We start from the raw sequence: 14,350 nt of genomic DNA, 5'->3' as shown, positions 1-14,350 counted from the left end.
GAGGAGGTGCCTTGTCATTGTTTCTCTGGAACGCCACGTGGAGCGGGCGCCGGGTCGTGCGGTCGGGCGCCGGGTCCACGGGACACGGCGCCCTGTGAAGGGCCGGTTCAGCCGCTCACACCGCGGCCGAGCTCCCACAACTGGAGCGTGGAGGACGAGTTGAGCGCCCACTCGGTGCCGGTGATGTCGTCCCGCGCGGCGATGTACTGCTTGCCCTGCCACAGCGGCAGGAGCGGTACGTCGTCGGCCACCTTGTCCTGGATTTCGGTGAGGCTCTTCGACGCGGTGAGGCGGTCGGCCTCGCGGCGGGACTCCGGGATCAGCGTGCCGCGGATCGTGGAGTTCACGTACGGCGAGCCGAGGGTGTTGTCCTTGTCGAGGAACGGCGCCAGGTAGTTGTCGGCGTCCGGGAAGTCAGGGAACCAGCCCATGCCGTAGACCTGGTACTCGTTCTTCTTCTCGGCCGGACGGAACGTCGTCCAGGGCTCGCCCTTGATCTCGACACTGAACAGGCCGCTGGCGTTGAGCTGCTTCTTCAGCACCTCGAACTCCTGCGCGGTGGCCGAGCCGTAGTGGTCGGTCGTGTAGTGCAGGGTGAGCTTCACCGGGGTGGTGATGCCGGCCTTGTTCAGCGTCGTGGTGGCCCTGGAGACGCTCGGGTCGCCGTACTTGTTGAAGAACGAGTTGGAGTGACCCGTGATGGTGGCCGGGACCATCGAGAACAGCGGCTCGGCCTGGGAGCCGTACACCTTGGAGACGAGCTCGCCGCGGTTGATCACCTCGGCCATGGCCTGGCGGACGGCCTTGCTCTTCACCGTCGGGTCGTCGGTGTTGAAGCCGAGGTAGCGGATCTCGAGGCCGGGCATCTCGACCAGGTCGATCTTGCCGGTCGCACCGGCGGCACCGAGCTTGGTGATCTGCGCCGGCGTCATCGCGCGGGTCATGAGGTCGATGTCGCCCTTGTTGAGCGCGGCGCCCATGGCGTCGGCGCTCTCGAAGGAGCGCATCTCGACCTTGTCGTTCTTCGGCTTCAACAGACCCTCGTAGTTCGGGTTCTTGGTGAAGGTGATCTTGTCGGCCTCGTCGTTCTTGACGTCGGCCTGGAGGGTGTACGGGCCGGAGCCGTCGACGGAGAAGCCGTCGCGCAGCTTGCCCTTCTCGTAGTCCTTCGGGTTCACGATGCCGGCCACCGGGGTCGACAGCTTGAACGGGAAGGTGGCGTCCGCGGTCTTCAGGTGGAAGATCACCTGACGGTCGCCCTGCGTCTCCACGGTGTCGACGGTGGACAGCAGCGCGAACACACCGCTGTCGGCCTTGAGCGACATCGCGCGGTCGATCGAGAACTTCACGTCCTTGGCAGTGATCGGGTCACCGCTCGCGAACTTCAGTCCGTCGCGCAGCGTGCAGGCGTAGCGCTCGTTGCCGGAGTCGGTGAAACCGCAGCTCTCGGCAGCCTCGGGCTGGGGGTCGCCGTCACCGCGGGGCTGGACCATCAGCGTCTGCACGGTCTGGCGCAGGATGTTCCAGGTGCCGACGTCGTACGCGTACGCCGGGTCGAGAGGAGCCGGGGCATCCTTCGATGCGGTGAACCGGTCCGTGGTGCCCACGACGATCGTGCCGCCGCCGCTCCCCCCGCTGTTGGAACCGCCACACGCGGCGAGCACCGGGGCGAGCAAGCCGACAACGGCCGGCAGCACCAAAGTCTTGCGGTTCATGCTCGAGTTTCTCCAGAGCTGTCGTGTCCGTGTACCCGCCATGCAGGGGTGGTGCGGGCGAGTCACCGGGGTTATGGCGAGGTTCTCGCGACGACATTAGTCCGCACCACCAGGACGGCCCGCAGAGACCGGAGTTGAGTTCCCATCACGCTGCGAAACCGGGCGTGGACGCACCGATAACCCGACAGCGGAAGGATTAGTGCAGCGTTCCACCAATCGGGACACAAGGGCACGTCGGGCACCCCCGAAGGGGGGGTGACTGCACACGGCAGGCCGAATGTCGACCCCCTGTCAGGTGATGAACCTCACACTGCCAACTCGGTGAGAGAGTACCGGAATTCAGCCATCCGGCCCTGGATTGAATTTCCTGTGGCAGGTCCGGGGCCCTTACCGGCGGATACGCAGGGGATAGCGGCACATTCGGTTCTGCACGCTGGGTGAACGCCTAGCGCATTTCCGTCATCAGGCCACGGAGAAAAGGCAGGTCGACCTCTTCGAGGGAGGTCACGACCGTGCGCCGGACGGCGGGGGCGATCGGGGCGACGGAGGGGACGGCGACCACGTGGCAGCCCGCGGCCTCCGCGGCGGCGACGCCCGTGGCGGTGTCCTCGATGACGGCACACCGGGCCGGTTCGGCGCCGAGTCCGGACGCCGCCAGCAGATAGGGGTCGGGGAAGGGCTTGGTCCGCTCCACCTCGTCACCCGCGACGGTCAGCGCGAAGTACTGGGGGCCCAGGGAGGCCAGAACACGGTCGATGATGCGCCGGTGCGAGGCGGAGACGAGGGCGGTGGGGATCTCGTGCGCGGCGAGCTCCGCGAGGAGTCTGGCCGCCCCCGGCATCAGCGGCAGCGCCCGGTCGATACGGTCCTCGAAACCGTCGTTGAGCAGCACCGTGAGCTCGCCGAGCGTGATGTCGGCCCCGGTGGCCTCGATCAGGAAGCCCGCGCTGCGGGTCATGGGGCCGCCGACCACCACATGGCGCCAGGAGTCGTCGAGCGTGTGTCCGAGCGTCCGGAAGATCTCGACCTCGACGTCCCACCAGAACCCCTCGGTGTCCACCAGGGTGCCGTCCATGTCCAGGAGCACGGCCTGCAGCGCTGAGCCTTCGGCCGTACGGGTACCGAGCGCGGGAACCGTAGTGGTCATCCTGGCGCACCTCCTTGAGGGACGAGAAGGCCGGTTCCCTCAGGGGGAACCGGCCTGCTGTGGACCGTCCAGTGTACGACGGCGTCAGGTGAAGCGCCTGTTGGTTGTCGCGGCCCACTGACTCGCCTCGCGCCGAGTCACCTGGCGTTGAAGTACTTCGCCTCCGGGTGGTGGATCACGATCGCGTCCGTGGACTGCTCGGGGTGCAGCTGGAACTCCTCCGAGAGATGGACGCCGATGCGCTCGGGCTCCAGGAGTTCGGCGATCTTGGCGCGGTCCTCCAGGTCGGGGCAGGCGCCGTAGCCGAGGGAGAAGCGGGCACCGCGGTACTTGAGGTCGAACATGTCCTCGATGGCCGAGGGGTCCTCACCGGCGAAGCCGAGCTCGGAGCGGACTCGGGCGTGCCAGTACTCGGCGAGGGCCTCGGCCAGCTGCACGGACAGGCCGTGCAGTTCGAGGTAGTCGCGGTAGGAGTTCGACTCGAAGAGCTTGGCCGTCTCCTCGCCGATGCGGGAGCCGACCGTGACGACCTGGAGGCCGACGACGTCCCGCTCACCGGACTCCTCGGGCCGGAAGAAGTCGGCCAGGCACAGCCGCCGTCCGCGGCGCTGGCGCGGGAAGGTGAAGCGGGTGCGCTCGTTGCCCTGTTCGTCCAGGAGGATCAGGTCGTCGTCCTTGGACACACAGGGGAAGTAGCCGTAGACGACGGCCGCTTCGAGCAGGTTGTCGGTCTGGAGCTTGTCCAGCAGTCCGCGCAGCCGGGGCCGGCCCTCGGTCTCGACGAGTTCCTCGTACGTCGGTCCGTCGCCCGCACGGGCCTGCTTCAGGCCCCACTGGCCCTTGAACAGGGCGCCCTCGTCCAGCCAGGAGGCGTACTCCTTGAGCTGGATGCCCTTGATGACACGGGTGCCCCAGAAGGGCGGGGTGGGCACCGGGTTGTCGACGGCGACGTCCGAGCGGACGTGGCCCTCCTCCGGGCGCTCCTCGACGACCGTCGGTGCGGTGGCCCGCACCCGGCGCTGCTTGAGCTCCGGCAGCACGGCCCCCGGCACGCCCCGCTTGACCCCGATGAGCGCGTCCATCAGGCGCAGGCCCTCGAACGCGTCCCGGGCGTAGCGGACTTCGCCCTCGTAGATCTCGTGCAGGTCCTGCTCGACGTACGCCCTCGTCAGGGCGGCGCCGCCGAGGATGACCGGGTACTCGGCGGACAGACCGCGCTGGTTGAGCTCCTCCAGGTTCTCCTTCATGATCACCGTGGACTTGACCAGCAGGCCCGACATGCCGATGACGTCGGCCCGGTGTTCCTCTGCGGCGTCCAGGATCGCGGAGACCGGCTGCTTGATGCCGAGGTTGACGACGTTGTAGCCGTTGTTGGACAGGATGATGTCGACGAGGTTCTTGCCGATGTCGTGCACGTCGCCGCGCACGGTCGCCAGCACGATGGTGCCCTTGCCCTCGGCGTCCGACTTCTCCATGTGCGGTTCGAGGTAGGCGACCGCGGTCTTCATGACCTCGGCGGACTGGAGCACGAACGGCAGCTGCATCTGGCCGGAGCCGAACAGCTCGCCGACCACCTTCATGCCGTCGAGCAGCGTCTCGTTGACGATGTCGAGGGCGGGGCGGGTCTGGAGGGCTTCGGCGAGGTCGGCCTCGAGGCCGTTCTTCTCGCCGTCGATGATGCGCCGCTTGAGTCGCTCGTCCAGGGGCAGCGCGGCCAGTTCCTCGGCCTTGCCCGCCCTCAGCGACTTGGTGGTGGCGCCCTCGAACAGCGCCATCAGCTTCTGGAGGGGGTCGTAGGCCGGTTCGTCGCCCTGCTGGGCGATGCGCCGGTCGTAGATCAGGTCGAGGGCGGTGGTGACCTGCTCCTCGTCGAAGCGCGCGATGGGGAGGATCTTCGACGCGTGCACGATCGCCGAGTCCAGGCCCGCCTTGACGCACTCGTCGAGGAAGACCGAGTTGAGCAGGATGCGGGCAGCCGGGTTGAGACCGAAGGAGATGTTCGACAGGCCCAGCGTGGTCTGTACGTCGGGGCGGCGGCGCTTGAGCTCGCGGATCGCCTCGATGGTGGCGATGCCGTCCTTCCGGGACTCCTCCTGGCCGGTGCAGATGGTGAAGGTCAGGGCGTCGATGAGGATGTCCGACTCGTGGATGCCCCAGTTCGTCGTCAGGTCCTCGATGAGCCGTTCGGCGATGGCGACCTTGGTCTCGACGGTACGGGCCTGGCCCTCCTCGTCGATGGTCAGCGCGATCAGCGCCGCGCCGTGCTCCTGCGCCAGCCGGGTGACCTTCGCGAAGCGGGACTCGGGGCCGTCGCCGTCCTCGTAGTTGACGGAGTTGATGACGGCCCGGCCGCCGAGCTTCTCCAGGCCGGCGCGCAGGACCTCGACCTCGGTGGAGTCCAGGACGATGGGCAGCGTGGAGGCGGTGGCGAAGCGTCCGGCGAGCTCCTGCATGTCCGCGACGCCGTCCCGGCCGACGTAGTCGACGCACAGGTCGAGCATGTGGGCGCCCTCGCGGATCTGGTCGCGGGCCATCTCCACACAGTCGTCCCAGCGGCCCTCCAGCATGGCCTCGCGGAACTTCTTCGAGCCGTTGGCGTTGGTGCGCTCGCCGATCGCCATGTACGCGGTGTCCTGGCGGAACGGGACGGTCTGGTAGAGGGAAGCGGCGCCGGGCTCCGGCTGGGGGCGCCGCTGCGTCGGTGCCATCCCGCGCACGCGCTCGACGACCTGGCGCAGGTGCTCGGGGGTGCTGCCGCAGCAGCCTCCGACCAGGGACAGGCCGTACTGCTGGACGAAGGTCTCCTGCGCGTCCGCCATCTCGGGCGGGGTCAGCGGGAAGTACGCCCCGTCCTTGGTGAGGATGGGCAGCCCGGCGTTCGGCATGCACAGCAGCGGGATGCGGGAGTGGCGGGCGAGGTAGCGCAGGTGCTCGCTCATCTCGGCGGGGCCGGTGGAGCAGTTCAGGCCGATCATGTCGATGCCCAGCGGCTCCAGCGCGGTCAGCGCGGCGCCGATCTCCGAGCCCAGCAGCATCGTGCCGGTCGTCTCGAAGGCGAGGGAGACCAGCAGCGGCAGGTCGACCCCGAGCGCGTCCAGGGCCCGGCGGGCGCCGAGGATGGACGACTTGGTCTGGAGGAGGTCCTGGGTGGTCTCGACGATCAGGGCGTCCGCGCCGCCGGCGATCAGGCCCTCGGCGTTCGCCTGGAAGCCGTCGCGCAGTGCGTGGAAGCCGATGTGGCCGAGGGTCGGCAGCTTCGTACCGGGGCCGATGGAGCCCAGCACCCACCGCTGGCGGCCGTCGCGGCCACCGAACTCGTCGGCCACCTCGCGGGCGATGCGGGCGCCCGCCTCGGACAGCTCGTACACGCGGTCGGAGATCTCGTACTCGGCCATGGCCGAGTGGTTGGCGCCGAAGGTGTTCGTCTCCACACAGTCCACGCCCACCTCGAAGTAGGCCTCGTGGACGGAACGGACGATGTCGGGGCGGGTGAGGTTCAGAATCTCGTTGCAGCCCTCGAGGTTCTCGAAGTCCTCGAGCGTCGGGTCCTGCGCCTGCAGCATCGTGCCCATCGCGCCGTCGGCCACCACGACACGCTCGGCGAGCGCCTCGCGGAGCGCGGCGATGCGGGTCCGGTTCTCGGCAAGCTCGGACGAAAGGGACGGGTTCGGCAACGAAGCCATGAAGGTGCTCCCTGAAGTGCGACGGCTGTCGGCTTTGCGCTTCCCATGGAAGACGCACGCCGTCAGGGTAGCCCGAGCACCGTCACGGGGTCAGGGGCGTCCACGGGGCGGACGGGCGCGGCGTGTGCGTCCGGGGTGTTAAGACAGACCGAACATGTTGCGACGACCCATTAGCGGGAGCTCGGCAACGAACGGTAGTGTTCGACATTGCCGAACGGCGGTAGCGGAGGCGCACGCTGTCGGTCAAAGGGGACGGAGGCAGCACGGCGATGGCACGGAACATCCAGTCGCTCGAACGGGCGGCGGCGATGCTGCGGCTCCTGGCGGGCGGCGAGCGGCAGCTCGGTCTGTCCGACATCGCCTCCTCGCTGGGCCTGGCCAAGGGGACGGCCCACGGCATACTGCGCACCCTCCAGCAGGAGGGCTTCGTCGAACAGGACAGCGTCTCGGGGCGTTACCAGCTGGGCGCCGAGCTGCTGCGGCTCGGTACCACCTATCTCGACGTGCACGAGCTGCGCGCGCGGGCGCTGGTGTGGACCGACGACCTGGCCCGCTCCAGCGGCGAGAGCGTCTACCTGGGTGTGCTGCACCAACACGGCGTGCTGATCGTGCACCACGTGTTCCGGCCCGACGACAGCCGTCAGGTGCTGGAGGTCGGGGCCATGCAGCCGCTGCACTCCACAGCCCTGGGCAAGGTCCTGTCGGCCTACGATCCGGTGGCGCACAGCGAGGTCCTGGAGGCCGAGCGGAAGACGTTCACGGCCCGCACGACGGTCGAACCGGAGCAGTTCGAGGGAGTCCTCGACCTGACCCGCGCACGCGGGTACGCCGACGACGTCGAGGAGACATGGACGGGCGTCGCCTCGGTCGCGGCACCCATCCACAACCGGCGGCGCATGCCGGTGGGCGCGGTGGGCATCACGGGAGCCGTGGAGCGGATCTGCCGGGACGGCGAGCTGCGCCCCGAGCTGATCGCGGCGGTGCGGGACTGCGCCCGCGCGGTCTCCCGGGACCTGGGAGCCGGACGGTTCTGACACCCCGAACGACGAGCTGAACCCCGTACGACAACAGGCCGGTACGTGTCCTACGTACCGGCCCCTTTTGGCATGTACGCGCGAGCCGCCGAGGCCTCTCAAGATCGATAACTCACAGCGATCAATAACGATCGTGTTTTCGATAACGGAACTCTTGACGAGCTGGTAACCCCAGGGCAAGACTCCCGTCCATCGGTCGGCATTGTCGAACACCTACCGGCAATACGCGTTAGAGTGTGACAGTGCCATGGGCCGGCATCGCCCTCACCCCCGAGGGCGCGAACCACCGGTGGGACCCGGGGTTCGCCTTCCCCTGGACGAAGGACAAAGGAGTCGCGGGTGTCCAGCTCCGACATCTTCATCGGCGAGACCATAGGTACCGCCATACTCATCCTGCTCGGCGGTGGCGTCTGTGCCGCCGTCACGCTGAAGGCCTCCAAGGCCAGAAACGCCGGCTGGCTCGCCATCGCCTTCGGGTGGGGCTTCGCGGTCCTCACGGCGGTCTACACCTCCGCGCCGCTGTCCGGCGCACACCTGAACCCGGCCGTGACGCTGGCGCTGACCATCAAGGACGGCGGCTGGAACAACCTGCCGGTGTACTGGGGCGGCCAGCTGCTCGGCGCGATGATCGGCGCCACGCTGGTCTGGGTCGTGTACTACGGACAGTTCCACGCGCACCTGACCGACCCCGACATCGTCGGGGCCGCGGACGCGCAGGCCGCTGGTGCCAAGGCCGTCGAGGCGGAGGAGAAGGGCGCGGGCCCCGTGCTCGGCATCTTCTCCACCGGCCCCGAGATCCGCAACGCGGTGCAGAACCTCGTCACGGAGATCATCGCCACCGTCGTGCTGGTGCTCGCGGTTCTCACGCAGGGTCTCAACGACAAGGGCAACGGCCTCGGCCCGCTGGGCGCACTGATCACCGCGCTGGTGGTTGTCTCCATCGGCCTCTCCCTCGGTGGACCCACCGGTTACGCGATCAACCCGGCCCGTGACCTCGGCCCGCGCATCGTGCACGCGCTGCTCCCCCTGCCGAACAAGGGCGGCTCCGACTGGAGCTACGCCTGGGTTCCGGTCGTCGGTCCGCTGATCGGCGGCGCGATCGCCGCAGGCCTCTACAACGTCGCCTTTGCTTAAAGCCCCGAGGCCTTCGGGCCTCGGGCCCTCTTTGAACCGCAAGGTTTTCCGAGCCGCAAGCAATACGCCGTCAGGCTGTGAGCAATACGCCGTGAGCCAGCCCCTTTCATACGGAACCTTCAGGAGCACACCGTGACCGACGCACACACCGCCGGCCCCTTCATCGCCGCGATCGACCAGGGCACCACGTCCAGCCGCTGCATCGTCTTCGACCGCGACGGACGCATCGTCTCCGTCGACCAGAAGGAGCACGAGCAGATCTTCCCGAAGCCGGGCTGGGTCGAGCACAACGCCACCGAGATCTGGACCAACGTCCAGGAAGTCGTGGCCGGGGCCATCGAGAAGGCCGGCATCACCCGCGACGACATCAAGGCCATCGGCATCACCAACCAGCGCGAGACCACCGTGCTGTGGGACAAGAACACCGGTGAGCCCGTCCACAACGCCATCGTCTGGCAGGACACCCGCACCGACGCGCTCTGCAAGGAGCTCGGCCGCAACGTGGGCCAGGACCGCTTCCGCCGCGAGACCGGCCTGCCGCTCGCGTCCTACTTCGCCGGCCCCAAGGCCCGCTGGCTGCTCGACAACGTCGACGGCCTGCTCGAGCGCGCCGAGGCCGGGGACATTCTCTTCGGCACCATGGACACCTGGGTCATCTGGAACCTGACGGGCGGTGCGAACGGTGGCCACCATGTCACCGACGTCACCAACGCCTCCCGCACCATGCTGATGAACCTGCACACCCTGGCATGGGACGACAAGATCGCCGAGTCCATCGGCGTCCCGCTGGCCATGCTGCCGGAGATCCGCTCCTCCGCCGAGGTGTACGGCGAGGTGACCGGCGGCCGGCTCGGCGAGCTGCTCGGCGGCATCCCGGTCGCCTCCGCGCTCGGCGACCAGCAGGCGGCCCTGTTCGGCCAGACCTGCTTCTCCGAGGGCGAGGCCAAGTCCACGTACGGCACCGGCACGTTCATGCTGATGAACACCGGTGACAAGATCATCAACTCGTACTCGGGCCTGCTCACCACGGTCGGCTACCGCATCGGCGACCAGGCTCCGGTCTACGCCCTCGAGGGCTCGATCGCCGTCACCGGTTCGCTGGTGCAGTGGATGCGCGACCAGATGGGCCTGATCAAGTCCGCCGCCGAGATCGAGACCCTCGCGTCCTCGGTCGAGGACAACGGCGGTGCCTACTTCGTGCCGGCCTTCTCCGGTCTGTTCGCCCCGTACTGGCGCTCCGACGCCCGCGGTGTGATCGCCGGTCTGACCCGGTACGTCACCAAGGCGCACATCGCGCGCGCCGTCCTGGAGGCCACCGCCTGGCAGACCCGTGAGATCACCGACGCCATGACGAAGGACTCCGGCGTCGAACTCACGGCCCTCAAGGTCGACGGCGGCATGACCTCCAACAACCTGCTGATGCAGACCCTGGCCGACGTCCTGGACGCCCCCGTGGTGCGCCCGATGGTCGCCGAGACCACCTGCCTCGGCGCCGCCTACGCCGCCGGTCTCGCCGTCGGCTTCTGGACCAACACCGAGGACCTGCGCGCCAACTGGCGCCGGGCCGCGGAATGGACCCCCAACATGGACGCGGAGATCCGCGACCGTGAGTACAAGAGCTGGCTCAAGGCCGTGGAGCGGACCATGGGCTGGATCGAAGACGAGAACTGACAAGGAGTAACAACCCGCAATGACCAGTCAGTCCACCCTGCAGTCCGTGCCTGCCCTCGGTACGCACCCGGCCTCCGGCTCCAACCCGAGCCGCGCCGAGACCCGGGAGCAGCTCTCCAAGGCGACGTACGACCTTCTCGTGATCGGCGGCGGCATCCTGGGCATCTCCACCGCCTGGCACGCCGCGCAGTCCGGTCTGCGGGTGGCTCTGGTCGACGCCGGCGACTTCGCCGGCGCCACCTCCTCCGCCTCCTCCAAGCTTCTCCACGGCGGTCTGCGCTACCTGCAGACCGGCGCGGTGAAGCTGGTGGCGGAGAACCACTTCGAGCGCCGTGCGGTCTCCCGTCAGGTGGCCCCCCACCTGGCGAACCCGCTCACGTTCTACCTCCCCGTGTACAAGGGCGGGCCGCACGGCGCGGCGAAGCTCGGGGCGGGCGTCTTCGCCTACTCCGCACTGTCGGCGTTCGGCGACGGCGTCGGCCACCTGCTCTCGCCGGCCAAGGCGCAGCAGGACGTGCCGGAGCTGCGCACCGAGAACCTCAAGGCCGTGGCCGTGTACGGCGACGACCAGATGAACGACGCGCGCATGGCGCTGATGACGGTCCGCGCGGCCGTCGAGGCGGGCGCGGTCGTCCTCAACCACGCGGAGGTGACCGGCCTGCGCTTCACCAAGGGCCGGGTCACGGGCGCGGACCTCAAGGACGGTACGAACGGCGCGGAGTTCGGGGTCAACGCGCACCTCGTCCTCAACGCCACCGGCCCCTGGGTCGACCACCTGCGCAGGATGGAGGACCCGAACGCGGCGCCGTCCATCCGTCTGTCCAAGGGCGCGCACCTGGTACTCAAGCGCACCTCTCCCTGGAAGGCCGCGCTCGCGACCCCGATCGACAAGTACCGCATCACCTTCGCCCTCCCCTGGGAGGACATGCTGCTGCTCGGCACGACCGACGAGGAGTACGAGGGCGACCCGGCGGACGTCTCGGTCACCGAGAAGGACATATCCCAGATCCTGGACGAGGCCGCGTTCTCCATCCGCGACCAGCAGCTCTCCCGTGATCTGATCACGTACTCCTTCGCCGGTCTGCGGGTGCTGCCCGGCGGCCCCGGCGACACCTCGAAGGCCAAGCGCGAGACGGTCGTCACGGAGGGCCGTGGCGGGATGCTGTCCGTCGCGGGCGGCAAGTGGACCACCTTCCGGCACATCGGCCGTACGGTCATGAAGAAGCTGGAGTCGCTGCCGGGCCACCCGCTGGGCGAGGACTTCGAGCCGATCTCCGAGCTGCCGAAGAAGATGCCGCTGCCGGGTGTCGCCAACCCGCGCGCGGTCGCCCACCGGCTGCTCGTCGACGGCCCGGCGCCCGGCCCCCGTATGGGCGCCGACACCGCCAAGCACCTGGCGACGCACTACGGTTCGCTGGCCTTCGACATCGCGCGCCTGGCGAACGAGAACCCGGAGCTCGGCGAGCGCGTCCACCCGGACGCCCCGGAGATCTGGGCGCAGGTCGTGTGGGCCCGCGACCACGAGTGGGCCGAGACGACGGACGACGTGCTGCGCCGCCGTACGACGCTGACGATCCGCGGGCTCGCCACGGACGAGGTCCGCGGCAAGGTGCAGGACCTGCTCGACAAGAAGTGACCACACCCTGAGCGGGTGATCCGATCGGTTCGAGGGGCGGCTCCCACGGGGGGAGCCGCCTCTCCGCGTGCGCCGCCACAGCCGGGCGCCCGTCAGCGCAGGAGTGCCTCGACGTCCTCAGGTGACGTCAACTCCGCGCGGCGGACGATCAGTTCGCGCCCGAGGAGGAGCGCGCGCCGGGAGGCGGGTACCGGGTCCGGGAGGGTGGTGAGGTCGGTGAGGTGGGCGAAGCCGATGACGCGGCGGACGATCTCCGCGCCGGCGAAACCCAGGGATTCGGTCCAGACGCGGTCCAGGAAGCGGTCGAGGAAGGCGTCGTCGAAGAAGGTGTCGACGCGGGTCGGCCACAGGCGGCGGAACTCCCCCCTGAACGCGTCCCAGGAGAGCCGGAGTTGGTCGCCGTGGTCGCCCTCGACGCCGAGCGCGTCGGCGCGGGCCGCGGAGACGAGCGTGTTCGCCCAGTACAGGCCGAGGTCGAAGCCGATCGGCCCGACGAAGGAGAACTCGGGGTCGAAGACCCGTACCACCGGGGCGCCCTCGCGCGTGCCGACCATGACGCTGCCGGTGTGCAGGTCGCCGTGGAGCAGGGCCTGCGCGCCGGTCATGAAGAGGTGGCGCAGTTCGGCGACCTCGGTGCGCAGTCGCGGGTCGGAGCGGAAGGCGGCGGCGAGATCGTCGAGGCCGGGGTGCCAGTGGTTGTGCTCGTGCTCGAGGTACGGCTCACTGAGCACGACATCCTCGGTGATCTTGCACAGCTCGGGGCTGACGGAGGCCGCGATCAGCGCCTTGCGTTCGGCGGAGGGCATGCCGAAGTCGCTGGTGGCGAAGGAGAGCTGGGCGACGAACTCGCCGATGCGGCGGGAGGTGTCCGGGCCGTAGGTGCCGCCCTCGTTGAGGATCGTGCGCAGCACCTCCAGGTCGGACATGTCCTCCATGACGAGGGCGTAGTTGTCGGAGTCGTAGCCGTGGATCGCCGGGATCTTGTCCGGGGCGACCTCGGCGACCTGCTCGTAGGCGCGGGCCTCGGCGTCGGCGCGCTCGGGGCTCATCGGCCAGGAGGGGCCCGCGACCCGCACCCAGGGCAGGGCCTGCTTGACGGCGAGGCTCCGGGTGCCGTCGGTGGCGGTGGCGAGGAAGACGCGGTTCATGTTGCCGTCGGAGACCTCGCGGACCTCCGGCTCGTCGGTGCCCCAGTGGCCGCGCTCGCGCAGGTAGCCGGCGACGTCCTCGGTCTCCAGGATGCGGTAGCCCATCGACTCGTAACTCCCTTATGCGGTGCGGCGCTTGGACAGGGTGAAGCTGAAGACCAGGGCGAGGATGAGGACCGCGCCCTCGACGACGTCCTGCGTGTAGTACGGCAGTCCCTTGATGGTCAGACCCGTGGTGATGATCCCGATCAGGACGGCGCCCAGGGCCGTGCCCCAGACGTTGGGGCGGCCCCGACCGAGGACGGAGGTGCCGACGAGGGCGACGGCGACGGCTTCGAGCAGCTGGGAGGTGCCGGCGGAGACATCGCCCTGGCCGATGCGGGAGGCCAGGATCAGGCCGCCGACGGAGGCGAGGACGCCGGACAGGACGTAGGCGAGTGCCCGGTACGCGCCGACGCGGATGCCGGCCAGCCGCGAGGCCTCGGGGTTGGCGCCGATCGCGTACAGCACACGCCCCCAGCGGGTGCGGGCCAGGAACACCCAGGCGACGACGGTCAGCGCGCCGAAGATCAGCACCGAGACGGGTACGCCGAGGAAGGTGCCGCGGTCGATGCGCAGGAAGCCCTCGGTGAACCTGCCGGGCGCGGTGGTGCCGTCGGACTGGGTCATGCCGGGGGTGATGGACTGGCCGTCGACCAGGATGAGTTTGGTGCCCTGGATCACGAACATGGTGCCGAGCGTGGCCAGCATGTCGGGGATCTTGAGGACGACGATCAGCAGGGCGTTCAGCAACCCGGCCAGTGCGCCCGCCGCGACGACCGCGAGGATCGCGACCGTGCCGACCTGGTTGTAGGTGACCATCGTCTTCGCGGCGACCGTGACGCCGAGCCCGGCGACGGCGCCGACGGACATGTCCATTCCGCCGACGGCCATGGTGAGCGTGACGCCGAGGCCGAGGATGGCGGCGACGGAGACGTACCGGAGGGTGTCGAGGAGCGTCGCCGAGTCGCGGAAGGACGGCTCGCTGATCGCGAAGTACGCGAAGAGCGTGACGGTGACGAAGATGAAGCCGTATGTGATGACGGCGTTCTGGATCCGGTGGCCGACGGCGGGCGCGGACGGGGTCGCCGCCCGCGCGGGGGTGCTCTGGGTGGTGGTCATGGCGTACTTCCTGGTGTGCCG

Annotated in this window: 9 protein-coding genes; 4 read left to right on the top strand and 5 right to left on the bottom strand. The window is 69.1% G+C overall.

The annotated features are described in order from the left end of the window. Positions 1-107: 107 nt before the first annotated feature. The 3 genes from ACFVWD_RS02135 to metH form a co-directional block, all read right to left on the bottom strand. Entirely contained in the window at positions 108-1,715 is a 1,608-nt protein-coding gene (locus ACFVWD_RS02135) for an ABC transporter substrate-binding protein (protein ID WP_389593394.1), read from the bottom strand. Positions 1,716-2,160: 445 nt separating this feature from the next. Then, a complete protein-coding gene (locus ACFVWD_RS02130) occupies positions 2,161-2,862 on the bottom strand; it encodes an HAD family phosphatase (protein ID WP_067365320.1) in 702 nt (233 codons plus the stop codon). Between the two features lie 137 nt (positions 2,863-2,999). Next, positions 3,000-6,545 (bottom strand): methionine synthase, encoded by a 3,546-nt coding sequence (gene metH, locus ACFVWD_RS02125; protein WP_389593393.1) that lies wholly within the window; start codon positions 6,543-6,545, stop codon positions 3,000-3,002. Positions 6,546-6,814: 269 nt separating this feature from the next. On the opposite strand from metH, the gene ACFVWD_RS02120 reads away from it, so the two are divergent. The 4 genes from ACFVWD_RS02120 to ACFVWD_RS02105 all read left to right on the top strand — a co-directional run bounded on the left by ACFVWD_RS02120 (position 6,815) and on the right by ACFVWD_RS02105 (position 12,020). Next, positions 6,815-7,579 (top strand): IclR family transcriptional regulator, encoded by a 765-nt coding sequence (locus tag ACFVWD_RS02120; protein ID WP_067365314.1) that lies wholly within the window; start codon positions 6,815-6,817, stop codon positions 7,577-7,579. 339 nt (positions 7,580-7,918) lie between these two features. Continuing rightward, positions 7,919-8,713, top strand: a complete 795-nt coding sequence (locus ACFVWD_RS02115) for an MIP/aquaporin family protein (protein ID WP_389593391.1) — start codon at positions 7,919-7,921, stop codon at positions 8,711-8,713. Between the two features lie 132 nt (positions 8,714-8,845). Continuing rightward, entirely contained in the window at positions 8,846-10,384 is a 1,539-nt protein-coding gene (glpK, locus tag ACFVWD_RS02110; protein WP_389593389.1) for a glycerol kinase GlpK, read from the top strand. A gap of 19 nt (positions 10,385-10,403) precedes the next feature. Further along, on the top strand, positions 10,404-12,020 hold the full coding sequence (locus ACFVWD_RS02105; RefSeq protein WP_389593387.1) for an FAD-dependent oxidoreductase: 1,617 nt from the start codon (positions 10,404-10,406) through the stop codon (positions 12,018-12,020). Positions 12,021-12,112: 92 nt separating this feature from the next. Here ACFVWD_RS02105 and mtnK read toward each other — a convergent pair whose 3' ends face one another. Together mtnK and ACFVWD_RS02095 are read right to left on the bottom strand one after the other, a co-directional pair. Further along, positions 12,113-13,273 carry an S-methyl-5-thioribose kinase gene (mtnK, locus tag ACFVWD_RS02100; protein WP_389593386.1) on the bottom strand — a complete coding sequence of 387 codons (1,161 nt, stop codon included), beginning with the start codon at positions 13,271-13,273 and terminating at the stop codon, positions 12,113-12,115. 15 nt (positions 13,274-13,288) lie between these two features. Continuing rightward, complete coding sequence (locus ACFVWD_RS02095) at positions 13,289-14,329, bottom strand: ABC transporter permease (protein WP_389593384.1); 1,041 nt, start codon at positions 14,327-14,329, stop codon at positions 13,289-13,291. Positions 14,330-14,350: the final 21 nt, after the last annotated feature.

Source organism: Streptomyces sp. NPDC058086 (assembly GCF_042885015.1).
Lineage (GTDB): Bacteria > Actinomycetota > Actinomycetes > Streptomycetales > Streptomycetaceae > Streptomyces.
This window is presented reverse-complemented; position numbering and strand designations above follow the sequence as displayed.

Coding starts and splice junctions, on each gene's coding strand:
- ACFVWD_RS02135 (WP_389593394.1), bottom strand. CDS start 1,715: ATGAACCGCAAGACTTTGGTGCTGCCGGCCGTTGTCGGCTTGCTCGCC.
- ACFVWD_RS02130 (WP_067365320.1), bottom strand. CDS start 2,862: ATGACCACTACGGTTCCCGCGCTCGGTACCCGTACGGCCGAAGGCTCA.
- metH (WP_389593393.1), bottom strand. CDS start 6,545: ATGGCTTCGTTGCCGAACCCGTCCCTTTCGTCCGAGCTTGCCGAGAAC.
- ACFVWD_RS02120 (WP_067365314.1), top strand. CDS start 6,815: ATGGCACGGAACATCCAGTCGCTCGAACGGGCGGCGGCGATGCTGCGG.
- ACFVWD_RS02105 (WP_389593387.1), top strand. CDS start 10,404: ATGACCAGTCAGTCCACCCTGCAGTCCGTGCCTGCCCTCGGTACGCAC.
- mtnK (WP_389593386.1), bottom strand. CDS start 13,273: ATGGGCTACCGCATCCTGGAGACCGAGGACGTCGCCGGCTACCTGCGC.
- ACFVWD_RS02095 (WP_389593384.1), bottom strand. CDS start 14,329: ATGACCACCACCCAGAGCACCCCCGCGCGGGCGGCGACCCCGTCCGCG.